The sequence below is a fragment of the Brevundimonas sp. GN22 genome (assembly GCF_054824005.1).
Genome location: NZ_JSYD01000041.1, coordinates 19,178 through 45,379, shown reverse-complemented (window position 1 = coordinate 45,379; position 26,202 = coordinate 19,178). Strand labels below are relative to the sequence as shown.

Annotated in this window: 31 protein-coding genes and 1 other RNA gene; 23 read left to right on the top strand and 9 right to left on the bottom strand. The window is 61.8% G+C overall.

The genetic code is table 11. The features are described from left to right. The first annotated feature begins 173 nt into the window (after window positions 1–173). The 4 genes from purB (at window position 174) to OB03_RS06495 (ending at window position 3,515) form a co-directional block, all read left to right on the top strand. The gene (purB, locus tag OB03_RS06510; RefSeq protein ID WP_242914067.1) at window positions 174–1,472 is read left to right on the top strand and encodes an adenylosuccinate lyase; all 1,299 of its coding nucleotides are present in this window, start codon (window positions 174–176) and stop codon (window positions 1,470–1,472) included. Between the two features lie 105 nt (window positions 1,473–1,577). Beyond that, complete coding sequence (locus tag OB03_RS06505) at window positions 1,578–2,306, top strand: 2OG-Fe(II) oxygenase (RefSeq protein ID WP_461343584.1); 729 nt, start codon at window positions 1,578–1,580, stop codon at window positions 2,304–2,306. Between the two features lies 1 nt (window position 2,307). After that, window positions 2,308–2,811: a DNA-deoxyinosine glycosylase gene (locus tag OB03_RS06500; protein WP_242913800.1), complete on the top strand. Its 504-nt coding sequence runs from the start codon at window positions 2,308–2,310 to the stop codon at window positions 2,809–2,811. Further along, a complete protein-coding gene (locus OB03_RS06495; protein ID WP_242913799.1) occupies window positions 2,811–3,515 on the top strand; it encodes a fasciclin domain-containing protein in 705 nt (234 codons plus the stop codon). The genes OB03_RS06500 and OB03_RS06495 overlap by 1 nt, the downstream gene beginning before the upstream one ends. A 161-nt stretch (window positions 3,516–3,676) precedes the next feature. On the opposite strand, the gene OB03_RS06490 is transcribed toward OB03_RS06495, so the two are convergent. Beyond that, window positions 3,677–4,000, bottom strand: a complete 324-nt coding sequence (locus OB03_RS06490; protein ID WP_242913798.1) for a DUF1476 domain-containing protein — start codon at window positions 3,998–4,000, stop codon at window positions 3,677–3,679. A 267-nt stretch (window positions 4,001–4,267) separates the two neighbouring features. Here OB03_RS06490 and purC point away from each other — a divergent pair, with 267 nt between their 5' ends. The 10 genes from purC to OB03_RS06440 all read left to right on the top strand — a co-directional run bounded on the left by purC (window position 4,268) and on the right by OB03_RS06440 (window position 10,746). After that, window positions 4,268–5,026: a phosphoribosylaminoimidazolesuccinocarboxamide synthase gene (gene purC / locus OB03_RS06485; protein WP_461343583.1), complete on the top strand. Its 759-nt coding sequence runs from the start codon at window positions 4,268–4,270 to the stop codon at window positions 5,024–5,026. Beyond that, window positions 5,026–5,265: a phosphoribosylformylglycinamidine synthase subunit PurS gene (purS, locus tag OB03_RS06480; RefSeq protein WP_461343582.1), complete on the top strand. Its 240-nt coding sequence runs from the start codon at window positions 5,026–5,028 to the stop codon at window positions 5,263–5,265. The genes purC and purS overlap by 1 nt, the downstream gene beginning before the upstream one ends. Before the next feature lies 1 nt (window position 5,266). Continuing rightward, on the top strand, window positions 5,267–5,740 hold the full coding sequence (locus tag OB03_RS06475; protein WP_461343581.1) for a hypothetical protein: 474 nt from the start codon (window positions 5,267–5,269) through the stop codon (window positions 5,738–5,740). Next, window positions 5,734–6,228 carry a GNAT family N-acetyltransferase gene (locus OB03_RS06470; RefSeq protein WP_461343580.1) on the top strand — a complete coding sequence of 165 codons (495 nt, stop codon included), beginning with the start codon at window positions 5,734–5,736 and terminating at the stop codon, window positions 6,226–6,228. The genes OB03_RS06475 and OB03_RS06470 overlap by 7 nt, the downstream gene beginning before the upstream one ends. A 96-nt stretch (window positions 6,229–6,324) precedes the next feature. Continuing rightward, on the top strand, window positions 6,325–6,810 hold the full coding sequence (locus tag OB03_RS06465; RefSeq protein ID WP_461343579.1) for a YbhB/YbcL family Raf kinase inhibitor-like protein: 486 nt from the start codon (window positions 6,325–6,327) through the stop codon (window positions 6,808–6,810). Window positions 6,811–6,882: 72 nt separating this feature from the next. Further along, window positions 6,883–7,272, top strand: coding sequence for a hypothetical protein (locus OB03_RS06460; RefSeq protein ID WP_461343578.1), 390 nt, complete (start codon window positions 6,883–6,885; stop codon window positions 7,270–7,272). Window positions 7,273–7,327: 55 nt separating this feature from the next. Beyond that, the gene (locus tag OB03_RS06455) at window positions 7,328–8,533 is read left to right on the top strand and encodes an MFS transporter (RefSeq protein WP_461343577.1); all 1,206 of its coding nucleotides are present in this window, start codon (window positions 7,328–7,330) and stop codon (window positions 8,531–8,533) included. A 44-nt stretch (window positions 8,534–8,577) separates the two neighbouring features. Beyond that, the gene (gene purQ, locus OB03_RS06450) at window positions 8,578–9,240 is read left to right on the top strand and encodes a phosphoribosylformylglycinamidine synthase subunit PurQ (RefSeq protein WP_461343576.1); all 663 of its coding nucleotides are present in this window, start codon (window positions 8,578–8,580) and stop codon (window positions 9,238–9,240) included. A gap of 157 nt (window positions 9,241–9,397) precedes the next feature. Beyond that, window positions 9,398–10,096, top strand: a complete 699-nt coding sequence (locus tag OB03_RS06445; RefSeq protein WP_461343575.1) for a hypothetical protein — start codon at window positions 9,398–9,400, stop codon at window positions 10,094–10,096. Window positions 10,097–10,107: 11 nt separating this feature from the next. Next, window positions 10,108–10,746, top strand: coding sequence for a MalM family protein (locus OB03_RS06440; protein ID WP_461343574.1), 639 nt, complete (start codon window positions 10,108–10,110; stop codon window positions 10,744–10,746). A gap of 59 nt (window positions 10,747–10,805) precedes the next feature. On the opposite strand, the gene OB03_RS06435 is transcribed toward OB03_RS06440, so the two are convergent. Continuing rightward, window positions 10,806–11,024 (bottom strand): hypothetical protein, encoded by a 219-nt coding sequence (locus tag OB03_RS06435; protein ID WP_242913787.1) that lies wholly within the window; start codon window positions 11,022–11,024, stop codon window positions 10,806–10,808. Between the two features lie 128 nt (window positions 11,025–11,152). On the opposite strand from OB03_RS06435, the gene OB03_RS06430 reads away from it, so the two are divergent. The 4 genes from OB03_RS06430 to OB03_RS06415 all read left to right on the top strand — a co-directional run bounded on the left by OB03_RS06430 (window position 11,153) and on the right by OB03_RS06415 (window position 16,088). Continuing rightward, a complete protein-coding gene (locus OB03_RS06430) occupies window positions 11,153–11,947 on the top strand; it encodes a hypothetical protein (RefSeq protein WP_461343573.1) in 795 nt (264 codons plus the stop codon). A 60-nt stretch (window positions 11,948–12,007) separates the two neighbouring features. Continuing rightward, window positions 12,008–14,215 (top strand): phosphoribosylformylglycinamidine synthase subunit PurL, encoded by a 2,208-nt coding sequence (gene purL / locus OB03_RS06425; protein WP_461343572.1) that lies wholly within the window; start codon window positions 12,008–12,010, stop codon window positions 14,213–14,215. Between the two features lie 38 nt (window positions 14,216–14,253). Continuing rightward, complete coding sequence (locus tag OB03_RS06420) at window positions 14,254–14,580, top strand: DUF305 domain-containing protein (RefSeq protein ID WP_461343571.1); 327 nt, start codon at window positions 14,254–14,256, stop codon at window positions 14,578–14,580. 104 nt (window positions 14,581–14,684) lie between these two features. Continuing rightward, the gene (locus tag OB03_RS06415; RefSeq protein ID WP_461343570.1) at window positions 14,685–16,088 is read left to right on the top strand and encodes a cytochrome P450; all 1,404 of its coding nucleotides are present in this window, start codon (window positions 14,685–14,687) and stop codon (window positions 16,086–16,088) included. Here OB03_RS06415 and OB03_RS06410 read toward each other — a convergent pair. From OB03_RS06410 to OB03_RS06380, 7 genes are all read right to left on the bottom strand, one after another. Then, complete coding sequence (locus OB03_RS06410) at window positions 16,085–16,921, bottom strand: DUF5694 domain-containing protein (protein ID WP_461343569.1); 837 nt, start codon at window positions 16,919–16,921, stop codon at window positions 16,085–16,087. The genes OB03_RS06415 and OB03_RS06410 overlap by 4 nt on opposite strands. 91 nt (window positions 16,922–17,012) lie before the next feature. After that, window positions 17,013–17,834, bottom strand: a complete 822-nt coding sequence (locus tag OB03_RS06405) for a TIGR00282 family metallophosphoesterase (RefSeq protein ID WP_461343568.1) — start codon at window positions 17,832–17,834, stop codon at window positions 17,013–17,015. Further along, a complete protein-coding gene (locus OB03_RS06400; protein ID WP_461343567.1) occupies window positions 17,831–18,367 on the bottom strand; it encodes a 5-formyltetrahydrofolate cyclo-ligase in 537 nt (178 codons plus the stop codon). Before OB03_RS06400 ends, OB03_RS06405 begins: the two co-directional genes overlap by 4 nt. Before the next feature lie 53 nt (window positions 18,368–18,420). Then, window positions 18,421–18,575, bottom strand: a non-coding RNA gene (gene ssrS, locus OB03_RS06395) — 6S RNA. Between the two features lie 52 nt (window positions 18,576–18,627). Beyond that, window positions 18,628–18,786, bottom strand: coding sequence for a hypothetical protein (locus tag OB03_RS06390; protein WP_242913779.1), 159 nt, complete (start codon window positions 18,784–18,786; stop codon window positions 18,628–18,630). A 93-nt stretch (window positions 18,787–18,879) separates the two neighbouring features. Further along, the gene (locus OB03_RS06385) at window positions 18,880–19,194 is read right to left on the bottom strand and encodes a cell division protein ZapA (RefSeq protein WP_242913778.1); all 315 of its coding nucleotides are present in this window, start codon (window positions 19,192–19,194) and stop codon (window positions 18,880–18,882) included. Beyond that, window positions 19,194–19,490 (bottom strand): hypothetical protein, encoded by a 297-nt coding sequence (locus tag OB03_RS06380; protein WP_461343566.1) that lies wholly within the window; start codon window positions 19,488–19,490, stop codon window positions 19,194–19,196. Before OB03_RS06380 ends, OB03_RS06385 begins: the two co-directional genes overlap by 1 nt. Window positions 19,491–19,602: 112 nt before the next feature. Here OB03_RS06380 and tkt point away from each other — a divergent pair, with 112 nt between their 5' ends. The 5 genes from tkt (at window position 19,603) to OB03_RS06355 (ending at window position 26,182) form a co-directional block, all read left to right on the top strand. Then, window positions 19,603–21,579, top strand: a complete 1,977-nt coding sequence (gene tkt, locus OB03_RS06375) for a transketolase (RefSeq protein WP_461343598.1) — start codon at window positions 19,603–19,605, stop codon at window positions 21,577–21,579. A gap of 129 nt (window positions 21,580–21,708) precedes the next feature. Further along, entirely contained in the window at window positions 21,709–22,557 is an 849-nt protein-coding gene (locus tag OB03_RS06370) for an alpha/beta hydrolase (protein ID WP_461343565.1), read from the top strand. Continuing rightward, window positions 22,554–23,762: a formate-dependent phosphoribosylglycinamide formyltransferase gene (gene purT / locus OB03_RS06365; RefSeq protein ID WP_461343564.1), complete on the top strand. Its 1,209-nt coding sequence runs from the start codon at window positions 22,554–22,556 to the stop codon at window positions 23,760–23,762. Before OB03_RS06370 ends, purT begins: the two co-directional genes overlap by 4 nt. A gap of 118 nt (window positions 23,763–23,880) precedes the next feature. Then, window positions 23,881–25,956, top strand: coding sequence for a carbon starvation CstA family protein (locus tag OB03_RS06360; protein ID WP_461343563.1), 2,076 nt, complete (start codon window positions 23,881–23,883; stop codon window positions 25,954–25,956). Continuing rightward, window positions 25,949–26,182, top strand: a complete 234-nt coding sequence (locus tag OB03_RS06355) for a YbdD/YjiX family protein (protein ID WP_345791439.1) — start codon at window positions 25,949–25,951, stop codon at window positions 26,180–26,182. Before OB03_RS06360 ends, OB03_RS06355 begins: the two co-directional genes overlap by 8 nt. The last annotated feature ends 20 nt before the right edge of the window (window positions 26,183–26,202 follow it).

Below are 26,202 nucleotides of genomic sequence, written 5' to 3'. Positions count from 1 at the left end.
TCGTCCCGACGTGAATGCCCGCTATGGGGGAGGTCGTCCTCCTGATCGGCCATAAAATAGGACCGTGTTCCGCGAAGTCAAACTGCCCTGCTCTATGAAGGTTTCGTGACCCCTGCATAACATGGCTTTGCGCGCCTTGACTCATGGCGCGTTGGGAAGGAATGAGCGCAACCATGATCACGCGCTACACCCGCCCCGAAGCCGTCGCCATTTGGTCCCAGGACACCAAGTACAAGATCTGGTTCGAGATCGAAGCCCACGCCGCCACCAAGATGGCCGAGCTGGGTGTGATCCCGACCGAAGCCGCTGAGGCGATCTGGACCAAGGGCAAGGATGCCACCTTCGATGCCGACCGCATCGACGAGATCGAACGCACCACCAAGCACGACGTCATCGCCTTCCTGACGCACGTTGCGGAAATCGTCGGCGACGAAGCCCGCTTCCTGCACCAGGGCATGACCTCGTCGGACGTTCTGGACACCTGCTTCGCCGTGCAACTGGCCCGATCGTCGGACCTGCTGCTGGCCGGCGTTGATCGCGTTCTCGCCGCGCTGGAAACCCGCGCCAAGGAACACAAGTACACCGTCTGCGTCGGTCGCTCGCACGGCATCCACGCCGAGCCGGTAACCTTCGGTCTGAAGCTGGCTGGCTATCACGCCGAGTGGCAACGCGCCCGTCGCCGTCTGGTCACCGCCCGTGAAGAGATCGCCACCTGCGCCATCTCGGGCGCGGTCGGCACCTTCGCCAACGTCTCGCCGGAAGTTGAACAATACGTCGCCGACCAGATGGGTCTGCAGGTCGAGCCGGTCTCGACACAGGTCATCCCGCGCGACCGTCACGCCGCCTATTTCGCGGCTCTGGGCGTCATCGCCTCGTCGATCGAGCGTCTGGCCACCGAAATCCGCCACCTGCAGCGGACTGAAGTGCTGGAAGCCGAAGAGTTCTTCGACAAGGGTCAAAAGGGTTCGTCGGCCATGCCGCACAAGCGCAACCCGATCCTGACCGAGAACCTGACCGGCCTCGCACGTCTCGTCCGCTCGTCGGTTGTTCCGGCTATGGAAAACGTCGCCCTGTGGCACGAGCGCGATATCAGCCACTCGTCGGTTGAGCGCGGCATCGGTCCGGACGCCACCATCCACCTCGACTTCGCCCTGCATCGTCTGGCAGGCGTCGTCGAGCGCATGAACATCTATCCGGACAACATGCAGAAGAACATGGACCGCCTTGGTGGTCTGGTCTTCTCGCAGCGTGTCATGCTGGCTCTTACGCAGGCTGGTATCAGCCGTGAAGACGCCTATGCCGCCGTGCAAGAGAACGCCATGAAGGTCTGGCGTGGCGAAGGACGCTTCATCGACTTCCTGAAGGCAGACGAGCGCGTGACCCTGCCGGACGCCGAACTAGAGGCCCTGTTCGACATTGGCTACCACACCAAAAATGTCGACGTGATCTTCAACCGCGTCTTTGGCGGCTGATAGGCCAATCGCGTTTTGAATGTGGGGAGGCTCCGAAGGGGCCTCCCCTTTTTCTTGTCTGACCAATCCTCCCCCGCTAAGCCTTGAGCGTAGGGGAGACGATCCATGAGTGTGCCGACGATCCGCATCAATCCGCGTGTAAAGGCCGCCGCTGCGCGTGCCGACTATATGCGTGCCGGCTTCGTACAGATTCCCGACATCTTCGAGCCGGACGTGGCCGAACACATCGCCACGATGCTCGAGACACTGCCCTACGATCTGGCATTCGAGGGCGAAGATGGCCGCCCTGTGGTGCTAAAGCCTGATCAAACCGCATCGGACGCCGATGCCGTGGCCCAACGGACGGCGGATATGATCCGTCGCTCGGGAAACGGGTACGGTTTTATCTATCGCGTTTATCCGCTGATCATCGCCTATCTGGAGCAGCGCGATCCGGGACACCCGATCCACCGCCTGACCGAATTCCTCAACGCCGAGTTTGTGGCCTTCGGGGCGTTTGTCACCAACCAGCCCGCAGTAGCCAAGGCCGACGGTCAGCTGACCCGCTATGGCCCCGGCGATTTTATCGGACTGCACAACGACGTCGGTAGCGAAGATAGCGACCGCCTCACCGCCTATACGCTGGGCTTTACGCGTGATTGGCGCCCCGACTGGGGGGGGCAGTTGCTGTTCCACGACGAGAACGGCGATGTCACGTGCGGCTATATCCCTCGGTTCAATACCCTGACGCTGTTCAGCGTGCCCCAGATGCACTCTGTCGCCCCTGTGGCACCCTATGCCCAACGCCCCCGCCACTCGGTCGTGGGCTGGCTGCGTAACCATCAGGGGCGCTGATATGGGCGAGCGCGCGATCGGCTTTGCGCCGCAGGTCAGCCCCGAAACGCGCGTCCTGATCCTTGGCAGTTTGCCGGGCGTCGCATCGCTGGCGGCCGGTCAGTACTATGCCCATCCGCGGAATGCCTTCTGGCGGATCATGGGGGATCTGGTGGCAGAGGATATCGCAGGCCTGCCCTATGAAGCGCGCCTGTCAGCCATAATGAGCCACGGTTTCGGCCTTTGGGATGTTCTGGCCTCGGCAGAGCGGGCCGGAAGTCTGGACGCCGCCATCCGCTCGCCCGAGGCTGCGGACCTTCTGGGCCTGATTTCAAGTTTGCCCGCCTTGCGCATTGTCGCTTTTAACGGCGCCAAGTCGGCCCAGATCGGCAGACGTATCCTTGAGGGCAATATCGGCACGGTGCGTCTGGTGGACCTGCCATCCTCCAGCCCGGCACACGCTCGCCCGTGGACCGAAAAAGCCGGCCAGTGGCGCGACAGACTTGGGATCTCCCAAACGGACTAATGTCCGGCACCGATCACATTTCGGGCGAAATCTGCATCCTTTGCCGTCCTGAACCGTACTTCTCCCGCAGTCGCCAGAGCGCGACCGAACAGGGAGAACCCAAGATGATCAAAACTCGCACGACTTTCGGCCTTATCGCAGGCGCTGCGGCTGCGCTGACTCTTGCCGCCTGCGGTAATAATTCGTCGACGCAGAATTCGGCACCGGCCAACGAGCCTGCCACTCCGGCACCGGCGACCACGCCGGCTGCTGCACCGACGCAGGACATTGTGGCCGCCGCCAGCACCGCGCCTGATTTCACCACCCTGACTTCGGCAATCCAGTCGGCCGGCCTGCAACAGCGCCTGTCGGGCACCGGTCCGTTCACGGTGTTCGCGCCGACCAATGCGGCGTTTGACAAGATTCCGGCGGCAGATCGCAACGCCCTGATGCAGCCGGCCAAAAAGGCCGATCTCAGCAAAATCCTGACCTATCACGTGGTCCCGGGTAAACTCACCGCTGCAGACCTTGCAACCCAAGCCGCCGCCAATGGCGGTGTTGCGACCCTGACGACGGTTCAGGGCGGCAAGCTGACGCTGCGTGACACCGGTGGCGGCCGCTGGGAAGTGACCGACGCCAAGGGCGGTAAAGCCATGATCACCGTCGCCGATCAGGCCCGCACCAACGGTGTCGTCCATGTCGTCGACACGGTATTGATGCCCTGAATGAAACCGACTGCTGTTTTGTGAGTTCTACAGTCGCGCTGGCAGTGCGCATGTCTGCCCTCTGAGTCCCCCCGAGGCAGGCCAGTAAAAAAAGGCCCGCAACCTTCCCCTCCGGTTGCGGGCCTTTCCTTTATCTCGGTGGAGCCGAAAGGCCCCGAAACTTATTCGCCCGAACGAATCTGCTCGCGTGCGATCGAGGCCAGCTCGTCCATCTTGGAGCGCACTTCGCCCTCGGAGACGGTCAGGCCAGCGCCCTTGAAGTCGCCCGCGATCTTGCGGAACACGTCTTCTTCGCCCGGCTGTTCAAAATCAGCGCGCACGACGGCAGCGGCGTATTGGTCAGCGCTCTCGGCGGACAGGCCCATCTTCTCGGCCGCCCACAGACCCAGCATCTTGTTGCGACGGGCGATGGCCTTGAATTCCTGTTCCTGATCGAGGGCGTATTTGGCCTCGTAGGCCTGTTCCCGATCTTCGAAGGTCGTCATGCGCGTCGTAACTCCTGCTAACGGACTGATTTGGGTCTCCGTATGCGGCTCTATGGCCTTGAGGATGCCCAAACGTCAACAAGCCTTAAACACGTTGATAACGCCAGTCTCAAGTTTGGATATTTGTGTCACAGCCGCCGTTCGGCTAAAGGGCACTCGGTTCTATTTAGCCGCCATCGATTCAAAGGCCGCGCCGCCCCGACGTTTAGGGGCGCGCGCTTTTTGTTTTGAAGGCCACCGTTACCTCCCCGTTCGGGAACGCCAGTGATGAACACCAAGCGCAAAATGCTCTATGAGGGCAAGGCAAAGATCCTTTACGAGGGTCCTGAGCCTGGCACGCTGATCCAGTACTTCAAGGATGACGCGACCGCCTTCAACGGCGAAAAGAAAGCCCAGCTGGAAGGCAAGGGCGTCATCAACAACCGCATCAGCGAGTTTGTGATGAGCCGTCTGAACCAGATCGGCATCACCAACCACTTCATCAAGCGCCTGAACCTGCGCGAGCAGCTCATCCGCGAAGTCGAGATCGTTCCGCTGGAAGTCGTGGTCCGCAACATCGCTGCCGGTTCAATCGCCAAGCGTCTGGGCCTGGAAGAAGGCACGCCGCTGCCGCGTTCGATCATCGAGTTCTACTATAAAAAAGACGAACTCAACGATCCGATGATCTCCGAAGAGCACATCACCGCCTTCGGCTGGGCCACGACCCAAGAGCTGGACGACATTCTGGCCACCGCCATCCGCGTGAACGACTTCCTGTCGGGCATGTTCTCGGCTGTCGGCATCACGCTGGTGGACTTCAAGATCGAGTTTGGCCGCGTCTACGAGAACGATTTCTCGCGCGTCATCCTTGCCGACGAAATCAGCCCTGACTCGTGCCGTCTGTGGGACACCGCCACGGGCGAGAAGCTGGATAAAGACCGCTTCCGCCGCGATCTGGGCAATGTCATCGAGAGCTACACCGAAGTGGCTCGCCGTCTCGGCATCATGAAAGATATGCCGACTGTAATCCAAGGGGGGCTGCATTAATGGCCAAGGTTAAGGTTCACGTCTTCCTCAAGCCGGGCGTGCTGGATGTTCAGGGCAAGGCCGTCGAAGGCGCTCTGCAAGGTCTGGGTTGGTCTGGTGTTTCCAACGCCCGCGTCGGCAAGATGATCGAGTTCGATCTGGCCGACGACGTCACCGACAAGGACGCCGAAGTTAAGGCCATGTGCGAGAAGCTCCTCGCCAACACGGTCATCGAATCTTACAAGATCGAGATCGCCTGATATGAGAGCCGCCCTGATACTCGGGGCGGCTTTTTTAGTGGCCGCCTGTCAGCAACCACAGCCTAAGATCCACACGACCGGACCAGAGCCGGAGATGCTGGTTTGCGAGATCGGCTTTGAGGCCAATGTGCGTGAAATCAAAGCGCGCAAAATGATCGAAAGCGATGAGCGAGAGCATGGCTCTTCAGCATACTTCGACAGGCACCTCGAGCGAGTGTACATCGTAACGCAACCCGACCATCCCGCTCATCCAGCCATATTCATGCGGTGGGTCGTGCTGACTACCGAAAGCATCAACTTCATGACCGATGCCTGCGGTTATGGAGACCGAGATGCGTTGAACGAAGCGGTGGGAAGATATCGCGCATTCGATAAATTATTGGATGCCGAGTATCCTTGTTACACCTGCGACAACCTCCGATCGCCTACGCTGAAATATCAATTTGAAGCGGAGTATGGCCCATCGCCGTGGTAATTCGTCCTGAAACCTCGCGCGACGCCGATGCTATCCGTGCATTGACGACGGCAGCCTTCAGCGGTCATCCCCACAGTGACGGGTCCGAGCCACGCATCATCGACGCTTTGCGCGATGCCAAGGCCCTGACTATTTCCATGGTGGCAGACCTCGAAGGCCAGATTGTTGGCCACTCCGCCTTCTCTCCCGTCCAATGGTGCGACCAACCCGGATGGTTCGGGCTGGGGCCTGTATCGGTGCATCCCGCTCTTCAGGGGCGCGGTATCGGGCAAAAGCTTATCGAAACCGGTCTTGAGCAGCTGCGCACTATCGGCGCTAGGGGCTGCGTTGTGCTGGGCGATCCGGCCTATTACAGCCGCTTCGGGCTCAAGCAGGACGAACGCCTCACCTACCGCGGACCCCCGCCGGAATATTTCACCGTACTGATCTGGAATGAGCCGACAACGGCCTTATCAGGTCAGGTGCGGTATCATCCTGCATTCGGTTAAAGTCCCCCGCCAAACATATCTTGCCTCTTGCGGGACGTCGTTCGCTTGCCCATCAAGGGTAGAGTTCAAGCGTCAATCTGTGGAGGCAACGCGCCCATGACCTTTACCCTGACTTCCAATGACCTGACCGACGGGGGCCAACTGCCGGACGCGCAGGTATACGCCAAGGGCAATGTCTCGCCGCACCTCGCTTGGTCGGGCGCGCCGGAAGGTACCAAGTCGTTTGCCATCACCTGCTATGATCCTGATGCGCCGACCGGTTCGGGCTTCTGGCACTGGACCGTCGCCAATATTCCGGCGGATGTGACCGAACTGGAAGCCGGTGCCGGTGCGCCGGATGGTGGCAAGCTGCCGTCGGGCGCCATTCAGGGCCGCACCGACTTTGGCCAGCCGGGCTTTGGTGGCGCTGCCCCGCCCGCCGGTCACGGCCCGCACCGCTATATCTTCACTGTCTTCGCCGTCGATACCGACCGTCTGGACGTGACGGCCGACAACTCCGGCGCGGTGTTCGGCTTCAACCTGCACTTCCACACCCTCGCCAAGGCCTCGATCACCGGCATCTACGAAAACAAGGGCGAGTAAGGCGCGATGGTGGCTCCCGACAGATTGTCGGCGTTGCCCGGCCTGTACAAACAATTGATGGCACAGCCACGGATGCCTGTCGTCCGTGGCTTCCTGCCCGAAACCGATGCCCTGTATGTCTTCTATGTGCAGGATGAGCCCGTCCTGACAGGTGCCCCGCCGCATCTGGACGAGGCTTCGTTGTTGTACCCGTCCTTCAGGGCGTCGATCTCGATTCAACTGGTGCGGGCGGCGTCACTGGCGGACAGCGTGTTTTCGAACTTCCGCCGGCGCGCTGTTCCGTTTGCGCCCTTGGCACGACAGCCGGTCGAAGCCCGCTGGCTGAGGGTCGAAAACGACGACGACCGGTTGATGCTCGAAATCTTCGTCTCGCAAAAGCTGGGGCTTTCGGTCTCACATCCCAAGGTTCGCGACTGGCTGAGCGGGATGCAGGACCACCAAATGCCGGGCCCCGCGTTGTAATGGGCCGCAGGAGGGCTATATCCCGCCCTCCTCCCCCACTACGCCAAAGCCCCACATGCCTGCTGATACGCCGACCACGCCCGACTTCCTGCCTGCCTGTCGGCTGGCGCTGGTATTGATTGCACTGGCGATGGGCGGCTTCGCTATCGGCGTGACCGAGTTCGCAGCCATGAGTGTGCTGCCGGACTTTGCCAAGGGCCTGGGCGTGGACGAGCCCACCGCCGGGCACGTCATCAGCGCCTATGCCGCCGGCGTCGTCATTGGTGCCCCTATTCTCGCTGTGCTGGGGGCGCGGCTGCCGCGCCGGTTTCTGCTGATCGGCTTTATGGGCCTGTTCGCCATTGGCAACGGACTGAGCGCCATTGCGCCGAACTATTCCACCATGCTGGTCTTCCGTTTCCTCAGCGGTATTCCGCACGGAGCCTATTTTGGGGTCGCGGCCCTGCTGATTGCCAGCATTGTACCGATCCAGTTCCGCTCGCGTGCCGTGTCCACAACATTGTTGGGCCTAACGGTAGCAACCGTTTTCGGGGTGCCCGTGGTCAACATGGTCAGCCAGAACTTCGGCTGGCGCTGGACCTTTGCCATTGTGAGCGCCGTCGCAGTGCTGACCATGGTGCTGATCGCCCTGTTCGCTCCGCGTGACAAAGGCGATCCCGACGCAGTGCCCATGCGCGAACTGGGCGCACTCAGAAGCGGTCAGGTCTGGTTGACGCTGGGCGTCGGTGCCATCGGGTTTGGCGGGATGTTCTGCGTCTATGCCTATCTGGCCTCGACGGCGCAGGCGGTGACGGGTGTAGGTCCTTCACTGTTGCCGATGATCTTCGCCATTTTCGGCGTCGGCATGATGATCGGCAATATTCTGGGGGGCTGGGCCGCCGACCGGTTCGGCATGAAAGCCGCAGCAGGACTTCTGTTGTGGAGTGCATTCGCACTTTGCCTCTACCCCGCCGCAGCACAGAATCTGTCGACCCTGCTGCCTGTCGTCGTGATGATCGGCATGGGCGGCGGTCTGGGATCGGTCCTGCAGACGCGTTTGATGGATGTGGCCGGTGATGCGCAGACCTTGGCCGCCGCGCTCAACCATTCGGCGTTCAATCTAGCTAATGCGCTAGGTCCCCTGCTGGGCGGAATGGCGATTGCAGCAGGGTTTGGCTGGACTTCGACAGGGTTTGTCGGGGCGGGTTTGGCGCTGGGCGGCTTCGCGATCTGGATCGTCGCCTACGTGACTGGTCGCAAAACTGTCGCGAAAAACCCCTGACCATCGACTGACATTTTCCGAGAAGGGTGCTAGGAGGCCCGCCCATGAGCGCAGCCGTCATCGTATTCCCCGGTTCCAACTGTGACCGCGACTGTAAGGTCGCCGTCGAACGCTCCACTGGCGAGCAAGTCTCCATGGTCTGGTACGCAGATAGCGAGCTGCCCAAGGGTCTGGACCTGATCGTCATTCCTGGAGGGTTCTCCTACGGTGACTATCTGCGCTGCGGCGCGATGGCTGCCCAATCGGCCATTATGCCAGCCATCAAGAAGGCCGCCGAAGACGGCGTGGCCATCGTGGGCATTTGCAACGGCTTCCAGATCCTGTGCGAAACGGGCCTGCTGCCGGGTGCGCTGCTGCGTAACAAGGGGCTTAAATACATCTGCAAGCCGATCAGCCTGCAGGTCGCCAACCCCAACACCCGCTTCACCAAGCTGTATGGCGAACAGTCCGAAGTCATCATGACCCAGGGCAATGGCGACGGTAACTACTTCGCCGATGCCGAGACTCTGAAGCGTATCGAAGACAACGGCCAGGTGGTCTTCCGCTATGTCGACAACCCGAACGGTTCGGTGAACGACATCGCGGGCATCACCAATGAAGCCGGCAATGTGCTTGGCATGATGCCCCACCCGGACCGCGCTTTCGAAGCCGAGCTGGGCAGCGCCGATGGTGCCACCCTGTTCCAGAGCATCTACGAAACGCTCTAAGGCGATTTATATAACGATTTCAGACACCTCCGCTCCGCAGGGATCGGAGGTGTTTTCGTTTTTCCCCATCACTGAACGGGAATAATCCGAACGACGTTATTTTCGCTTTGACAGAAATATTCTGCCCGCTCAACTAGCGGTTACAGGGGGAATATTCATGTTACGCCAACTCGCCGCCATCGCGGCTCTGATCACGCTGAGCGCGTGCGCCACACCTTATGTCGCCACGCCGTATGAACGCACACAGCACAACATCCGTCAGGTCTCGCTGATCGACGATTCATTGCCCGAAGATGCGATCGCCTTCGAGATCGCCTCGGTCGGTTCCAACTTCGGCCTGATCGGCGCTCTGGTAGATGCCGGTATCCAGGCCAGCCGCCGCAATGCGGTGAACGAGGCTCTCGATAGCGTCAGCTTCGACGCCGAGACCATGCTGGAGCAACGTCTGTCCAGCAGCCTTGCCAACCTCGGCTATAGCGTTGCGCCGCTGACCGAGAACACCCGCACCAAATACGATTTCCTGAAAGAGTATCCCGATAGCGCCACCGCCGATGCCCTGCTGGATGTCGCGGTTCAGCACTATGGCTATCTGTCTTCGGGTGCGGGTCAGCCGTTCCGCCCGTCGGTTGCGGCCAAAGTCCGTCTGGTGAAGGCGTCGGACAAGTCCACCATCATGGAAAACATCATCTACTACAATGTTTTGCATGCACCCGACGGCACCATCACCCTGCCGCCCAATCCGGAATACGAATTTCAGAACCGTGACGCTCTGTTGGAAGATCCGCAGCGTCTAGCGGATGGCATCTCGGATGCGCTGAATCAGGTCGTCGCGACCACTGTGCGACTGCTCCAATAATGGACGGGCCGATGTTTGCGCGTGTGGGCATTCTCTCGGGTCTGATGGCGGGGGTTGCGGCCTGCGCCTCGGCTCCGCCCATTCCGGCACCGGTGCTGAGCTATGCCAATGCGGGTTGCTCGACGACGCCCGACCTGAGCGCGCCCTTGTCGATGACGCCCGACAAGGAACGCGCGGTCCATCTGGTGGTCGCCGAAGTGGACGAGACAGCGGCCTGCATCATGCGAAACGGGGCTGCGGTGCCCTACGTCCTTCTCGCGCTGCCACAAGACTATGAGGACAAGACCCTCATCGTCGGCTCACAACTGGACCAGAACCGCATCTTCGCGCCCGAGGTTGTGGTGTTGGATGCGCAGGGTAACCAGACCCGCACCTTCAATCGTGACGAGTATTTCTATCGCGGCAGCATCTATTCGGTGCAGTTCCGTCCGCGTCAGGACGAGCGATATGTGCTGGTGGCCGCAGCGCCCGACATGGTGGGCAAGGCCTATGACGCGATCCAGATCGGTATCAGCACCACCGCGGTTTACACACCGTATGGCGGCGCGACGTTCAACTCGGGTACCGAGGCGGCCACATCCCGAACCTTTGCCTACAACGGCACGGTCAAGGTTTTGGTCAACGACGCCGATACCAAGGAAGAGAACTGATCCGACGTAATGTCCGGTCAAAAACGAGCCCCGCCTGATCCATCAGGCGGGGCTTGTGACTATTTGCGATCCAGCACACTGGCCGCGCGGCCACTGTCCGATTCGATGGTGTCGTCTTTCTTCTTGCCGGGGTGGGATGTTTCCAACGTCCCCTTCTCGCCGCTCTCGCCGATTGCGGCCAGTTCGCGAGCGCCGACTCCGAGCCCTTGACGCACGGCGCGGTTGGTATCGACTTCTTCGGGTTCGTTATCGAAATCGTCCTGTGGGCGATCAGCCATCTTGGCCTCCTTTGAGGGTTACCCTGTTCCAATCCACCAACAGCCAGGCCGGTTCCGTGAACCTTCGCGCCCGCCAAACGTAGTTATGCCGTTGCCTGTAACTCCGCAGGTCATGGTTGGGAGCTGCCATGTCGATCGTCCGTCCGTCCCCCGCACAGAAAACCCGCCGTGTGGTGGTACTGGCCGCCGCCGTGTTCGCGGTTGTGGTGCCCTTGCTGCAAAATCTGCTGAACTGGGGACTGACGCAGGCCGAGTTCGCCGCCGATGGCAACTCGACGTTGCGGGTCGCCGGCTATGCTTTCTCGATCTGGGGCCTGATCTACGCAGGAATTTTGGCCTATGCGATCCGGCAGGTACTGCCCAACACGGGTGAGAGCACCCTGATCAACCGGATGGGCTGGCCCTCAGCCGTAGCGTTCTTCGGTATCGGTCTATGGATCATCATGGCGGCGCTGAACCTCAAGGCTGCCAGCGTGATCGTTATCTTCGCCAGCCTTCTGGCCGTGCTGTTGCCGCTGTTGGCGCTGGCGGGTGTGATCCGTTCTACGCCATTGATGCACCGTGACCGGATGCTGCTGATTTGGCCGCTGGCTGCCCTGGCGGGTTGGCTGACGGTGGCATCGCCCCTCAACCTGATTACGACGGCCACAGCGCTGGAGGCCCTTCCGGCGGCCCTCTCTCCGCTAGGCTGGGCGATTCTAGCAGTTGTGGTCGTGACAATCGTCGGCTTGGGCGTCAGTTGGGCCCTGCGGACGCTGGCCTATCCCCTGCCCATTGCATGGGGCCTGATCGGTGCCTTTGTCGCCGAACAGGAAACCCAGCCCGCGCTCGCCTTTACGGCTTTGGGTGCCGCGCTTCTGCTGGTCGTGGGCGGCGTGATTTTTGCCTTTGGCCTGCGTCGTGGCGCAATGCGCGTGGGTTGACACAAAACAGTCGCCAAACGGTGGCTGACAGATGCTCCGTACAAGGCTAATACGCGCGCCATGAGCGCGCCCCAAAAGACCATCGCCCAACTGGCCGAAGAGTACGGCCTCGCCCCTAACGAATATCAGGTCCTGCTGGACCGGTTGGGCCGTGAGCCCAATCAGGTCGAGCTGGGCGTCTTCTCGGTGATGTGGTCCGAGCACTGCTCGTACAAATCATCGAAGAAGCAGCTGATGAAGTTCCCCGTTACGGGCGAGCGCGTGATCTGCGGTCCGGGTGAAAACGCCGGCGTCATCGACATCGATGACGGCGATGCCTGCATCTTCAAGATGGAGAGCCACAACCACCCGTCCTACATCGAGCCTTTCCAAGGCGCGGCGACGGGCGTTGGCGGCATTATGCGTGACGTCTTCACCATGGGCGCACGCCCTGTGGCCCTGCTGAACGCCCTGCGTTTCGGTGAGCCGGGTCACGAGAAGTCCAAGCGTCTGGTATCGGGCGTGGTGGCCGGTATCGCCGGTTACGGCAACTGCGTCGGCGTTCCGACTGTTGCGGGCGAGACCAACTTCCACAAGGGCTACAACGGCAACATCCTCGTCAACGCCATGTGCGTAGGCTTGGCCCGTGCCGACGAGATCTATTATTCGGCCGCACCGGAAGCGGGCCACGACGTGGTTTACTTCGGCTCCAAGACCGGCCGCGATGGCATCCACGGCGCGACCATGTCGTCGGCAGAGTTCGACGATGAGTCGGACGCCAAACGCCCGACCGTTCAGGTTGGTGACCCGTTCGCAGAAAAGCTGCTGATCGAAGCCACGCTTGAACTGATGCAATCGGGCGCGGTCGCCGCCATTCAGGACATGGGTGCCGCTGGCCTCACCTCCTCGTCGGTCGAAATGGCCGGTAAGGGCGGCGTGGGCGTCGAGCTGGACCTCGACAAGGTTCCGCAGCGCGAAACCGAAATGACCGCCTATGAGATGATGCTGTCGGAATCGCAGGAGCGTATGCTCGCGGTTCTGAAGCCGGGCTATGAAGAAACCGGCTACCGCATCTTCAAGAAGTGGGGTCTGGACTTCGCCATCATCGGCAAGACCACCGACACCGGACACCTCGTGCTGAAGCACAAGGGCGAAACCGTCTGCGACGTGCCGCTGGCTCCGCTGTTCGATGATGCGCCGCTGTATGACCGCCCATGGGTTCAGCCGGAACTGCATCCCGCCCTGACGCCTGCCGACGTTCCGGCACCGGAAAGCTGGAACGACGCAGTGTTGTCGGTCCTGACCTGCCCGGACATGGCGTCCAAGCGCTGGATCTGGGAACAGTACGACCGTCACGTGATGGCCGACACCCTGCAAGATTCGGCCACCGGCGCTGATGCTGGCGTGGTTCGTGTTCACGGCACGGAAAAGGGTCTGGCCGTCACTTCGGACTGCACCCCGCGTTACGTCCAGAACGATCCGTATGAAGGCGGCAAGCAGGCTGTGGCCGAGGCTTGGCGTAACCTGACTGCGGTGGGTTCGCGCCCGATCGCCATCACCGACAACCTGAACTTCGGCAACCCGCAGCGCCCTGAGATCATGGGCCAGATCGTGCGTGCCACCGACGGCATGGCCGAGGCTTGCCGCGAGCTGGACTTCCCCGTCGTTTCGGGCAACGTCTCGCTCTACAACGAGACCAACGGCGTCGCCATTCCGCCGACGCCGACCGTCGGCGCTGTCGGCCTGCTGCCGAACTATGACGTTGTCACCGGCTTTGGTGGCGCAGCCGAGGGCGATGCCCTTGTGCTGATCGGCGAAACCAAGGGTTCGCTGGGCGCATCCATCTATCTGCGCGAAGTGCTGAACCGTGAAGACGGTGCACCGCCGCCGGTGGACCTGAAGCTGGAGCGCAAGACCGGCGACTTCGTGCGTTCGCTGATCGAAGCTGGCGAACTGACGGTTGTCCACGACCTGTCGGACGGCGGTCTGGTTGGTGCTGCGGGCGATATCGCTCTGGCATCGGACGTTGGCGTCGAACTGAACGCTGGCGAGGCTGCGGCCCACGGCTTCTACTTCGGTGAAGATCAGGCCCGCTATCTGGTGGCTGTCACCAACGCCGACGAGATCGTGGCCAAGGCCAAGGCTGCCGGTCTGGTCGCTTCGGTTGTCGGCAAGGTCGGCGGTAAGGACTTTGCCGGTGCTTCGGCAGCTGGCGAGCTGTTCCGTATTCCGGTCGCTCACCTGCGCGAAATGCACGAAAGCTGGATGCCGAACTGGATCGAGGGCTGATCGCAAGATCGGCCTTTGACCAAAGAACGGACTTTATGATGCGTCGATATCTCCTGTGCCTGGCTGTTCTCGGTGTCGCTGCCTGCGAAGGCGGCGGCGACCCTGTTGATCAGGCGGTACGGGAGATTTCGGCCAACTATCACGCTCAGGCCGTGAAGGACGGGACGATTTCCTCGCCCGAGCCTGTGAAAACTGCCGAGGCCGACAAGGCGCTGGTCGAGCAGATGATTGCCGACCACGAAGCCGCCATCGCCAAGGCGCGCGAGGTCATCGCCACCAGCGATGATGCGCAACTGAAGGCGCTGGCTCGCCGGACCATCACAACCCGCACTGCGGAACTCGCCGAGTTGAACGCACGCCGCTGACGGACGTTATCCTGTGACACTGCCCGCAGACTGGCCGTCACACTGATCCCTTCTTTTTGACAACATCGTCAGTATGCTCTCCCGGTAATGAGAAGGAGTGCTTCATGACTGACGCCGCCGCCTCGACTGCATCGGTTTCACAGGGTTTTCGCCCGTGGGTGCCGGAGCAACGCACCGAGCCCATGGCTCTGGTGCCGTTCCTGCTGCAAAGCTGGCGTGACCCGCTCAAGCTGTGGGGCCGTTTGCACTTCAAGGAACTGTATGTCGCCGGTGCCTCGCCATTGGGACGGACCTTGGTAGTTAGTGATCCTGTTGGTGTCCGTCACGTGCTGACTGACAACGCCTTCAACTATGAAAAGGGCGATCTGCAACGGCGGGTACTGGGGCCAATGCTGGCCGATGGTCTGTTGCTGACCGAGGGCGACCAGTGGCGTCGTGCGCGCCGGATCATGGCCCCGCTGTTCACCCCCGCCTATACCGCCAAGACCGCCGAGATCATGGACGCCGTTTGTCGCCGCCGTGTAGAAAGCTGGCATCTGGAGGACGGTGCCAAGGTTCTGAACATCGACAGCGAGATGAGCGGCCTGACGTTCGACATCCTGTCGGCCACCATGTTCTCGGACGATCTGGACGGCGATGCCGCGGGCTTCGAGAAGGCGCTGAACAACTTCCTCAATGTCGGGGCGCGGATCAGCCCGCTCGATGCGCTTAAAGCCCCCGACTGGATCCCTCGTCTTGGCAAAATCGTCACGCGTGGCGATGCCCGCTTCTTTCAGGAGCGCGTGGCGGCTCTGGTGGCGCGTCGCAGGAAGCGCATCGAGCAAGACGGCGACGCGCCCGATGACCTGCTTACGGCCCTGCTGTCAGCACGGGACGAAGAAGGTGACGGCTCGGGCCTGTCCGACCACGAGGTCATGTCCAACATCCTGACCTTCATCCTTGCCGGTCACGAGACGACGGCGCGGACACTGGGCTGGACCCTGCATCTAATCACCCGAGACAAGGCGGTGGCCGGCAAGCTGAAGGAAGAGGCCGACGACTGGGACCGCTCGCCCTCCGCGATCAAGTCGCTGGTCTGGCACAAGGCGGTGATCGAGGAGGCGATGCGCCTGTTCCCCCCTGCCCCCGCCATGATCCGTCAGGCCGTCGCCGACGATGTCATCGAGGGTCATGAGGTCAAGGCGGGCGACAGCATCGTCATCGCCCCTTGGCTGATCCAGCGTCACGAGAAGCTGTGGGACGAGCCGGATGTGTTCAAACCGGAACGCTTCCTGCCCGAGAACCGCAAGAGCATCGACCGCTATGCCTGGTTGCCATTCAGTGGCGGCCCGCGCATCTGCATCGGTGCGGCGTTCGCGATGCAGGAAGCTGTAGTGGCACTGGCCGAGATCATGAAGGCGGCGGATGTTGAGGCCATCACGCCTATCGATCCTAGACCTGTGCACCAGATCACCCTGCGCAGTCGCGAGACCCTGCGACTGCGCTTGCGGGCAAGGCGCGATATTTAGCGGGCAGGTTCGGCCAGATACGGGACCGCGTCCTCGATCTCGAAGCCGGGGGTGTTGCCGATCAACTGGCGCAGCCAATAGCCGTGGCCGGCACCATAGACGACGACGATGCGATCCCCCGGCTGAGCGACGCTCATGAGCTTGCTGACGATGCGCGCATTACGCTCGAACCAGCCGGCGTTGAGGGCTGCGCCCGGTTGTGACTGCCCATCGCCTGCCGTCAAGACCGAGAAATAGAAGCCGGCATCATTCCGGATGCTTTGGGGCCGGTTCATATCGGCCAGAATGTCGCCGATGCTGTCGACGGATTGGCGACGCTCCAGTTCAGCCATAGAAGCCGCGATCGGGGCGTTCACCTTGGCAAAGGCTTCGGTGTGGCCGTTTGCATTCCACCAAGCCATCACAGGCTCGAAGGGGAAGTAGTCGCGCTCGTTCGACTGTTCATCGATGGCATAGACGCGGCCGTTTCCGATCTTGGCGGCCAGTCGATAGCCGATCTGGTACCGCTCGTCGGGCTGGGTGGTCAGCACTTCGGTGGTGAAGGTCGGATAGACGTGATCCAGCAGGGTTTGCGTATTCTGGGGCACGCGTTCGACCGCGACCGCCGTCGGTGCAAAGGCCATGAGGCGATTGGACAGGGCTTCCAGTTCGGCCTGCTTGTCCGGTGTGGTCACCGGCGCAATGCGGGCGTTGTTCAGGTCCATGCCCGGATTGCCAAAATGATATGCGCCGATAATCATGACCTTCACCGGCTCGGGCGATTGAGCACTGGCGGGTTGGCCCGCCATGAAGAGCGAGACGGCGACAAAGGCGGCAGCAGTGAGTTTATGCATAGGCTTACCCTGTTGGAACTAAGGGTAAGATGCAAAAAAGGGCGGCCACAGATGCAGCCGCCCTCATTAAATCTTCTACAGATTTAGAGACTTAAAGCGTGGGGACGGCCTGTTTCAGACGGCCACCGACACGGATAGGCTCGATGCGTTTGGCAAGGCCGGTGCGATCGTCGGTTTCGACGAAAACGCCACAGACCGTGGCCGGACCGTGGGCCGGAGCGTAACGGCCACCCGACAGGCGGGTGGTGAAACGGCGCAGCGGCTCTTCCTTGTCGTTGCCGATGACCGAGTCATAGTCACAGCAACCGCCAGCGTCCGTCTGGAAGGCGGTGCCGCCCGGAAGGATTTGCGCGTCGGCGGTCGGGACGTGAGTGTGGGTGCCAACAACCAGCGAGGCGCGGCCATCGCAGAAATGGCCCATGCCCATCTTCTCGGCGGTCACTTCGGCATGAATGTCGACGATGACGGCATCAGCCACGACGCCCAGCGGAGCGGCTTCCAGTTCGCGCTCAACCGCGCTGAACGGGTCGTCCATCGGGTCCATGTGGACACGGCCCAGAACATTGATGACCAGTACGCGCATACCGTCAGGCGTGACGAAGACGTCGGCACCACGACCCGGTGCGTCCATCAGCTTGGGATAGTTGGCCGGACGGATCAGGCGCGGCTCGCGCACGATATAGGTCAGGGCTTCGCGCTGGTCCCAAGAGTGGTTGCCCAGCGTGATGACGTCTGCGCCCGCCGCATAGATTTCGTTGGCGGTGTGTTCGGTGATACCGAAACCGCCTGCGGCGTTCTCGCCGTTCACGACCACGAAGTCGAGTTTAAGGTCGCGGCGAAGTCCCGGAAGGTGGTCTGTTAGACCATCGCGTCCGCTCTTGCCGATTACGTCACCGAAGAAAGCCAGTCTCATAGGAAGGCTCTATACCCGTTCTCGGTGAGAACACCATGCAGACGTATGTCATGCGCCTCGACAGGCAGGGCATCCACCTCCTGCCCTGCGAAAGCGAGACCTACGCGGACGGCCTCCGTCAGGACTTCAAACGTGCGGTCATAATAGCCGCCCCCCTGCCCCAACCGGTAGCCGCGCGCGTCGAAAGCCACGAGCGGCGTGATCACCAGATCAGGGACGATGGTGCTGGCAAGGTCCAGCGGTGCAGGGCATCCGGCCTCGTCATCTTCCAAAGGATCTCCCGGCGACCACAGGCGGAACTCCATCGGCTGGTCCCGCGAGGTCACGACCGGAAGGGAAAGCGTGCGGCCTTGGGCCAACAGTGCAGTGGCCAAGTCATCGGTCGGAACCTCGGCCCCGATGGCGGAATAGAGGGCGACAACTTCGCCCGCTGGCAGGCTCAAAGCCCGTGCGACGATCTCCGCGACGCGCTCAGGCTGGTTCAGCAGCTTGCGTTCGGCGCGCATACGGGTGCGGATGTCGGCTTTGTCCATGGCGCTATGAAACACAAAACCCCGCCCTGCGGAACAGGACGGGGTTTGGGGTTGGCGGCGCCACAAGAACCGTGGGGCGATGAATCCTCTCGAACCTGAAAGACAGGTGGGCGCCATATACTCAGGCCCTCGGGCCCATGCAGGGACAGCTCCCTTCGAGATGATTAAGGCCGGGAGGAATGTAGTCCCCGACGAGGGCCGCAGCCGACCCGCCAATGGCTTAGATAGGGCCAGCGGGCTTGCGGCTCAAGGGGCAAAGATCAGGCCGCCCGAACAGTTTTCGCAATCAGCTCGACCAAATCCAGTTGATCCTCGTCCACATCCAGCCCCGCTACCAGCTTGGGCTTGTGCCTAACCTTCGGCGTCGTCGTGCGTGGATCATAGCTGGGCTGGGAATCCAGCCAGTCCAGAAGGTCCAACTGGCGTTCGTCGCGTTTGCGCGCACGCGCACTGCCCCGCGCCGCACTGCGACGTCGTTTGGGCGACAGCGATGCGGAGTGGGGGCGTATCAGCTAAAAGCTTTGCGCCAGTTTCTCGAGACGGGAAGCGACAGCGTTCAGGGCCTCGGCCACGCCGTCATTGTTAGCCGGCTCGGCCACAGGCGCTGCCGGTGCCACACGGCCCCGACGGGCCTCTGACAATTCGTCGGCCAGCATCAAAGCGCCCATCAGGAACAGCTTCAGGTCACCGACCTGACCGACCTGATCGGCGACCTGGGAGACGCGGCTGTTGAACTCTTGCGCCAGTTGGGTGACGCGCGCTTCCTGACCGTCGGCACAGCCAACGGGATAGGAGCGGCCATTCACTTCAACAGTTACTGTCGCCATCAACGCGACTCCACTTCGGATACATCACTAGGGTCTGTAATGGATTCGCCGGCTGGCTGTTCCAGAATCTCGCGCACCGCCGAGGCGGCAGCCGCCAGCGCGGAGGCGGCTTCCTGTCCGGCAGCTTCCAATTCGGCCACACGAGCGGCACTGCCAGCCTGAGACGGATCCGGCGCGAACAGGTCATCATCCGGCAAAGTTGCCGTCTTGGACTTGTCTTGCAGTTCCTGAAGCTTTCGCTCCAGCTCATTCATTGCCCGTTCGATGCGGGCCTTGGCAGCAGTCAAGGCGTCCATATGCGTCCTTTCTTCAGATTCGCTATAGAACCCGTAGGCGCGGCGGGGTAAAGCGGCGCCGTCCCCATTTCTCTGTTCTGAAAAAGGCTTTGCCGTGACAGACGCTCTTTCGATGTTCTCGAAACCCTCCCCGCAGATGATGGCAAACGCCATCCGAGTGCTGGCCATGGATGGCGTAGAAAAGGCAAAGAGCGGCCACCCGGGCATGCCAATGGGCATGGCGGACGTAGCGACAGTCCTGTTTTCGAAATTCCTGAAGTTTGATGCTTCGGCCCCGAACTGGGCTGACCGCGACCGCTTCATTCTGTCGGCCGGTCACGGCTCGATGCTGATTTATTCGCTGCTGCACCTGACCGGTTACAAGCAGGCCACCCGCGAACAGCTGGAAAACTTCCGCCAGTGGGGCTCAAAGACCGCAGGCCACCCGGAATACGGCCACCTCGAAGGCGTTGAAGTCACCACCGGCCCTCTGGGTCAGGGCATTGCCCACTCGGTCGGTTTCGCCATGGCAGAGCGCCATCTGGCCGCTCGCTTCGGCGAAGACCTCGTGGACCACCGTACCTGGGTAATCGCCGGTGACGGCTGCCTGATGGAAGGCATCTCGCAAGAAGCCATCGCAATGGCCGGCCGTCTGAAACTGAACAAGCTGACTGTGCTGTGGGACGACAACGCCATCACCATCGACGGCTCGGTCGCCCTGTCGGACTCGACCGACCAACTGGCCCGCTTCAAAGCTTCGGGCTGGGCGGTCAAGGCCATTGACGGCCACGACCACGGCCAGATCAAGAAGGCCCTGGCTTGGGCGACCAAGCAATCGGTCCCGACCCTGATCGCCTGCAAGACCAAGATCGGCAAGGGCGCTGCCACCATGGAAGGCAGCCACAAGACCCACGGCGCGGCTCTGGGCGATGTCGAAATCGCCGCCACCCGTCAGGCCATGGGCTGGACCTCGGCTCCGTTCGAGATTCCGGCTGATCTGGACAAGGAATGGAAGAAGATCGGCAAGGCCGGTGCCAAGCACCGCAAGGCTTGGGAAGCCCGCCTGCTGAACCATCCGCAGCGTGACGACTTCACCCGCGCCATGGCTGGCGATCTGCCCAACAATGCGTTCGCCGCTTTGGAAGCCAAGCTGAAAGCACTGGTCGCCGACAAGCCTGCCATGGCGACCCGCCAGTCGTCGGGCGAGGCTCTGGCCACCGTCTTCGACGCGATTCCGGAACTGGTGGGCGGCTCGGCTGACCTGACCGGCTCTAACAACACCTTCGTCGCCAATACCCAGATCTTTGACGCCCCGAGCTATCAGGGCCGCTATGTGAACTACGGCATCCGCGAGTTCGGCATGGCCGCCGCCATGAACGGTATGGCCCTGCACGGCGGCGTCATTCCTTACGGCGGCACCTTCATGGTGTTCTCGGACTACAGCCGTCCGGCGATCCGTCTGGCCGCGCTGATGGGTATTCGCGTGATGCACGTCCTGACCCACGACTCTATCGGTCTGGGCGAAGACGGCCCGACCCACCAGCCGGTCGAGCATCTGGCTGCTCTACGTGCCATTCCGAACCTGCTGGTCTTCCGTCCGGCGGACACGGTCGAGGCTCTGGAATGCTGGCAGGTCGCCCTGCAGAACAAGACCATGCCATCGGCCCTTTGCCTGTCGCGTCAAAAGACCCCGGCTGTCCGCACCACTGACGCTGGCGAGAACCTGTCGCGCAAGGGTGCCTATGAGCTGAAGGCCGCCGATGGCGCAGCCAAGGTCAGCCTGTTCGCGACCGGCACCGAGGTCGCCATCGCGCTGAAGGCCGCCGAAAAGCTGGAAGCCGAAGGCATCGCCACCCGCGTGGTTTCGGTCCCGTCGTTCGAGCTGTTCGCCCAACAGCCGAAGGCCTACCAAGACTCTGTCATCGCTCGCGGTACGGTCCGCATCGCGGTCGAAGCCGGTCTGGAACAAGGCTGGGCCAAATTCATCGGCGAAGACGGCGGCTTTGTCGGCATGACCGGCTTTGGTGCCTCGGCTCCGGCCGAAGTGCTCTACAAAGAGTTCGGCATCACCGCCGAGGCTGTGGTCGAACAGGCCAAGCAGCGCCTTTAAAAATCAGGCTGCTTAATCAGCATTGCAGGGCCGGTCGGGAAACTGACCGGCCCTTTTGTTATTCCATCAGGGGGTGACGTGCTCGCCCTCACGCGGTGATATGGCCAGCGCGCACATACGGAGATCGCAATGTTACGCACGTTGATGTTTGCTGCCTGTCTCGTTTTTGGCGGTGAGAGCGCCATAGCGAGCACGGGTCGGGCCGAGCCCTCACCTGCCCCGACAGCTGCGAGCAGTATTCCGCTCACGATCCTGTCGGATGTGATGGGCAAGGTGCGCGAGGTTAATGTGCTTTTGCCGCTCGGATACGAAACCTCGCAGGAGCGATATCCGGTCATCTATCTTCTGGACGGAGGTATGGCGCAGGACTGGCCTAGCTATAGCGCCCGAATTCGCGCGGCTATGGCAGACGGCCGCGTGCGGCCTGCCATTCTCGTCGGCATCGCCACCGAAGATCGCCAAAACGAGTTGACCCAGCGCTCGACCGACCGTCGCCTCGCGCGCCAATGGCCCAACCACGGACAGTCAGATCGTTTCCGCCGCTATATCGAAACAGAGGTCAAACCTCAGATCGAGGGCCGCTATCGCACGAATGGCGATGATGCTGTGCTGGGGGAGTCCGCCGCAGCCCTGTTCATCGTCGAGACTTATCTGCGACAGCCCACGCTGTTCGACCGGTACTTGGCAGTTAGTCCGAGCCTGTGGTGGGACCGCGAGGCACTGTCCAAACATGCTGCGGCCCTATTGGCCGCGCATCCCGAGGGCGAGCGGCAACTCTTGCTGACCATCGGCGACGAAGGCGGTCAAATGCAGGCGGGCATGGATCGTTTGGTCGCGGCACTGCGAAATAACCCGCCAAAGGGGCTGGTCTGGGCGTACGAACCACGCCATTCGGAGACCCATTCTACCGTCTTTTCGGCCTCGGCTATCGATTTCCTCAGCCGTGCCTATCCTGTGCAGGAGCCCGTAAATCCGTGAACCAACCTTTCCGTCTCGGCACCCCGCTTTCTGATTCCGCCGTACGCGTCATGCTGTTGGGCTCGGGTGAACTCGGCAAGGAGGTGGCGATTGAGCTTCAGCGCCTCGGGGCGGAGGTGATCGCGGTGGACCGCTATGCCAATGCGCCCGCCATGCAGGTGGCGCACCGCAGCCACGTCATCCCGATGACAGACCCGCAGGTGCTGAACGGCCTGATTATGGCCGAAGCCCCGCACATCATCGTGCCGGAGATTGAGGCCATCGCTACCGACGCGCTGGCTTTCATCGAGGATGCCGATCTGGCCAAGGTGGTGCCGACCGCGCGCGCGACACAGCTGACGATGAACCGCGAGGGCATCCGCCGTCTGGCCGCCGAGGAGTTGGGTGTGCCGACCAGTGCCTATGCCTTTGCGTCGAGCGCCGAGGAACTGGCTGCGGGAGCTGAGAAGGTTGGCTTCCCCTGCTTTGTGAAGCCGGTCATGTCGTCCTCGGGCAAGGGCCAGTCCTATGTCGAGAGCGCCGACCAGATCGCGGCCGCATGGGACTATGCCGAGCAGTCGGGGCGTGTGGCGGGTGGCAAGGTCATCGTCGAGGGCCGCATTGATTTCGACTTCGAGATCACCCTGCTGACCGTGCGTTCGCGCGATGTCGACGGCATCACCCGCACGGACTTCTGCGCCCCGATCGGCCACCGTCAGGTCAAGGGCGACTACGTCGAAAGCTGGCAGCCGCAAGCCATGACCGAGGCCGCGCTGAAGTCCGCACAGGACATCGCTGCCAAGGTCACGGACGCTCTGGGCGGCTGGGGCGTGTTCGGCGTCGAACTGTTCGTGAAGGGCGATCAGGTCTGGTTCTCGGAAGTCAGCCCGCGTCCACACGATACCGGCCTTGTGACCCTCGGCAGCCAACAGCAGAGCGAGTTCGCCCTGCACGCCCGTGCAATCCTCGGCCTTCCCGTCGATGTGACCTTGCGCGAGCCGGCCGCCAGCGCCGTCATCTATGGCGGGATGGAAGCGGCGGGCATTGCCTATGATGGCGTGGCCGAGGCTCTGGCCGTGCCGACCTCCGAACTGCGTCTGTTCGGCAAGCCGGAGAGCTTCGAGCGCCGTCGCATGGGTGTGGCTGTCGCTCGCGGTGAAACCACCGAACTCGCCCGCGCGCGTGCCACCGAGGCCGCCCAAAAGGTCAAGCCTGTCAAAGCTTAAGCTAGAACGCTTACGACCTTAGTCGCCCATTCCCGTACCGGCGGTTGCGCATCCGCGTATTTGGGTAACAGTATCCTCCCGCAAGACCGCTTTTCAGGCGGCGCGGGAGGATACTATTTTGGGTAAGCTAAAGAGCGGCCTCATATTCGGGGCCATTGCCATACTCGGCGCGATTTCGGTCGGGGTATTGGCACTGCACAAGGGCGAGAGCATCAGCGCCGTCTGGCTGGTAACAGCCGCCCTTTGTATCTACGCCATCGCCTATCGCTATTATGCGCGATATCTGGCCGGTAAGGTTCTGAAGCTCAATCCGAACCGCCCGACGCCCGCGGTCCGTCACAATGACGGGCTGGATTACGTCCCTACCCCGCGCAATGTTCTGTTCGGCCACCACTTCGCAGCTATTGCAGGGGCTGGTCCTCTGGTCGGGCCGGTGCTGGCCGCGCAAATGGGTTATCTGCCCGGCATGTTGTGGATTTTGGTCGGTGTGGTTGTCGCCGGTGCCGTTCAGGACATGCTGGTGCTGTTCATGTCCACGCGCCGCGACGGCAAGTCACTGGGCGACATGGTCCGCACCGAAATGGGTCCCATCCCCGGTGTCATCGCGCAAGTCGGCGTGTTGATGATCATGGTCATCATTCTGGCGGTGCTGGCACTGGTCGTGGTCAAGGCATTGGCCGAGAGCCCGTGGGGCACGTTCACCGTCGCCGCGACCATTCCCATCGCGATCTTCATGGGCCTCTACACCCGTTACCTGCGCCCCGGTCGTGTGGGCGAGGTGTCGCTCATCGGCGTGGTGCTTCTGATCGGATCGATCATTCTGGGCGGTCAGGTGGCCTATCACCCTGTTTGGGGTCCGGCCTTCACCCTGTCGGGAACGACGCTGGCGATTGCGATGATGGCCTATGGCTTCTTCGCATCGGTAATGCCGGTTTGGCTGCTGCTGGCCCCGCGTGACTATCTGTCGACCTTCCTCAAGATCGGCGCGATTGCAGCTCTGGCCATCGGCATCCTGATCGTCCGCCCGCACATGCAGATGCCCGCCATCACCCAGTTTATTGACGGCTCGGGTCCGGTCTTCTCGGGCGCACTCTTCCCGTTCCTCTTCATCACCATTGCCTGTGGCGCGGTCTCCGGCTTCCACGCCCTGATTTCGTCGGGCACTACGCCCAAGCTGCTGGAGAACGAGAGCCAAATCCCGCTCATCGGCTATGGAGCCATGCTATGTGAAAGCTTTGTGGCTGCCATGGCGCTGATCGCGGCGTGCGTGCTCGATCCGGCGGTCTATTTCGTGATGAACAGTCCGGCGGCGGTCATCGGCACCGATGTGAACTCCGCGGCTGCGGCTGTGGCCCAGTGGGGCTTCCACATTACGCCTGAAGCGCTGGACCAACTGGCCAAGGATGTCGGCGAACATTCTATCCTGTCGCGTGCGGGTGGTGCCCCCACCCTCGCCGTCGGCATGGCGCATATCCTGTCCAGCGTCATCGGCGGCAAGGCGATGATGAGCTTCTGGTATCACTTCGCCATTCTGTTCGAGGCACTGTTCATCCTGACGACTGTGGATGCGGGCACCCGTGTTTGCCGTTTCATGATTCAGGACTTGCTGGGCGTGGCCGTGCCCAAGATGCGCAACACGCAAAGCTGGACCGGAAATGTCATCGCGACTGCGTTGACGGTCGGCCTGTGGGGCTACTTCCTCTATGCGGGCGTGGTCGATCCGCTGGGCGGCATCAACAGCCTGTGGCCCCTGTTCGGCATTGCCAACCAGATGCTGGCAGCGATCGCACTGATGTTGGGTGTCGTCGTCCTGTTCAAGATGAAGCGTCAGCGGTTCGCGTGGGTGGCTGCAGTCCCGGCGGCGTGGCTGCTGGTGTGCACCCTTACGGCAGGCTTCCAGAAGCTGTTCCATCCGGATGTGCGCGTCGGCTTCCTGTCGCACGCCCGCAAGTATCAGGATGCCGCAGCCTCGGGCGAGCTTCTGGCCCCTGCCAAGTCTGCCGCCGACATGCAGCACATCATCTTCAATGACTATGTGAACTCGGCACTGACGGCCGGCTTCCTGTTCGTTGTGGTGGTAATCCTGATCTATTCGGTGCTGGCCTGCCGTAAGGCTCTGGCCAACCCTAACCCGACGGCGGTGGAAATCCCGTCGGAAGCCGAACTGCAGTTGGAAGGCTCGGTCCGTGCCTGATCAGGCTCTGACCCAGACGCTGTGCGATTGTCGCGACACCCTGCTCCGTTGGGGCAAGGACGCGCGTCGCACGGCCAGCCTGATGATCGGACAACCGGACTATGAGGCCTATGTGGCCCATGCCCGAGCTAATCATCCGGAGGATCCGCCTATGGATCGAACCGCCTTCTTCCGCCTGCATGAAGCGCGACGCTTTGGGGCAGGCGGCGGTTTCAAATGCTGCTGATTCTCGAACAGCCACGTGCC

What these genes read in the sequence shown, in the direction of transcription:
- OB03_RS06455 (WP_461343577.1), top strand. Translation starts at nt 7,328, where the DNA reads ATGCCTGCTGATACGCCGACCACGCCCGACTTCCTGCCTGCCTGTCGG.
- purS (WP_461343582.1), top strand. Translation starts at nt 5,026, where the DNA reads ATGGCCAAGGTTAAGGTTCACGTCTTCCTCAAGCCGGGCGTGCTGGAT.
- OB03_RS06465 (WP_461343579.1), top strand. Translation starts at nt 6,325, where the DNA reads ATGACCTTTACCCTGACTTCCAATGACCTGACCGACGGGGGCCAACTG.
- OB03_RS06500 (WP_242913800.1), top strand. Translation starts at nt 2,308, where the DNA reads ATGGGCGAGCGCGCGATCGGCTTTGCGCCGCAGGTCAGCCCCGAAACG.
- OB03_RS06495 (WP_242913799.1), top strand. Translation starts at nt 2,811, where the DNA reads ATGTCCGGCACCGATCACATTTCGGGCGAAATCTGCATCCTTTGCCGT.
- OB03_RS06405 (WP_461343568.1), bottom strand. Translation starts at nt 17,834, where the DNA reads ATGAGACTGGCTTTCTTCGGTGACGTAATCGGCAAGAGCGGACGCGAT.
- OB03_RS06435 (WP_242913787.1), bottom strand. Translation starts at nt 11,024, where the DNA reads ATGGCTGATCGCCCACAGGACGATTTCGATAACGAACCCGAAGAAGTC.
- purQ (WP_461343576.1), top strand. Translation starts at nt 8,578, where the DNA reads ATGAGCGCAGCCGTCATCGTATTCCCCGGTTCCAACTGTGACCGCGAC.
- OB03_RS06460 (WP_461343578.1), top strand. Translation starts at nt 6,883, where the DNA reads ATGCCTGTCGTCCGTGGCTTCCTGCCCGAAACCGATGCCCTGTATGTC.
- OB03_RS06490 (WP_242913798.1), bottom strand. Translation starts at nt 4,000, where the DNA reads ATGACGACCTTCGAAGATCGGGAACAGGCCTACGAGGCCAAATACGCC.
- OB03_RS06380 (WP_461343566.1), bottom strand. Translation starts at nt 19,490, where the DNA reads ATGGACGCCTTGACTGCTGCCAAGGCCCGCATCGAACGGGCAATGAAT.
- OB03_RS06440 (WP_461343574.1), top strand. Translation starts at nt 10,108, where the DNA reads ATGTTTGCGCGTGTGGGCATTCTCTCGGGTCTGATGGCGGGGGTTGCG.
- OB03_RS06420 (WP_461343571.1), top strand. Translation starts at nt 14,254, where the DNA reads ATGCGTCGATATCTCCTGTGCCTGGCTGTTCTCGGTGTCGCTGCCTGC.
- OB03_RS06415 (WP_461343570.1), top strand. Translation starts at nt 14,685, where the DNA reads ATGACTGACGCCGCCGCCTCGACTGCATCGGTTTCACAGGGTTTTCGC.
- OB03_RS06400 (WP_461343567.1), bottom strand. Translation starts at nt 18,367, where the DNA reads ATGGACAAAGCCGACATCCGCACCCGTATGCGCGCCGAACGCAAGCTG.
- OB03_RS06475 (WP_461343581.1), top strand. Translation starts at nt 5,267, where the DNA reads ATGAGAGCCGCCCTGATACTCGGGGCGGCTTTTTTAGTGGCCGCCTGT.
- OB03_RS06445 (WP_461343575.1), top strand. Translation starts at nt 9,398, where the DNA reads ATGTTACGCCAACTCGCCGCCATCGCGGCTCTGATCACGCTGAGCGCG.
- OB03_RS06410 (WP_461343569.1), bottom strand. Translation starts at nt 16,921, where the DNA reads ATGCATAAACTCACTGCTGCCGCCTTTGTCGCCGTCTCGCTCTTCATG.
- OB03_RS06370 (WP_461343565.1), top strand. Translation starts at nt 21,709, where the DNA reads ATGTTACGCACGTTGATGTTTGCTGCCTGTCTCGTTTTTGGCGGTGAG.
- tkt (WP_461343598.1), top strand. Translation starts at nt 19,603, where the DNA reads ATGTTCTCGAAACCCTCCCCGCAGATGATGGCAAACGCCATCCGAGTG.
- purB (WP_242914067.1), top strand. Translation starts at nt 174, where the DNA reads ATGATCACGCGCTACACCCGCCCCGAAGCCGTCGCCATTTGGTCCCAG.
- OB03_RS06505 (WP_461343584.1), top strand. Translation starts at nt 1,578, where the DNA reads ATGAGTGTGCCGACGATCCGCATCAATCCGCGTGTAAAGGCCGCCGCT.
- purL (WP_461343572.1), top strand. Translation starts at nt 12,008, where the DNA reads ATGAGCGCGCCCCAAAAGACCATCGCCCAACTGGCCGAAGAGTACGGC.
- OB03_RS06430 (WP_461343573.1), top strand. Translation starts at nt 11,153, where the DNA reads ATGTCGATCGTCCGTCCGTCCCCCGCACAGAAAACCCGCCGTGTGGTG.
- OB03_RS06385 (WP_242913778.1), bottom strand. Translation starts at nt 19,194, where the DNA reads ATGGCGACAGTAACTGTTGAAGTGAATGGCCGCTCCTATCCCGTTGGC.
- purC (WP_461343583.1), top strand. Translation starts at nt 4,268, where the DNA reads ATGAACACCAAGCGCAAAATGCTCTATGAGGGCAAGGCAAAGATCCTT.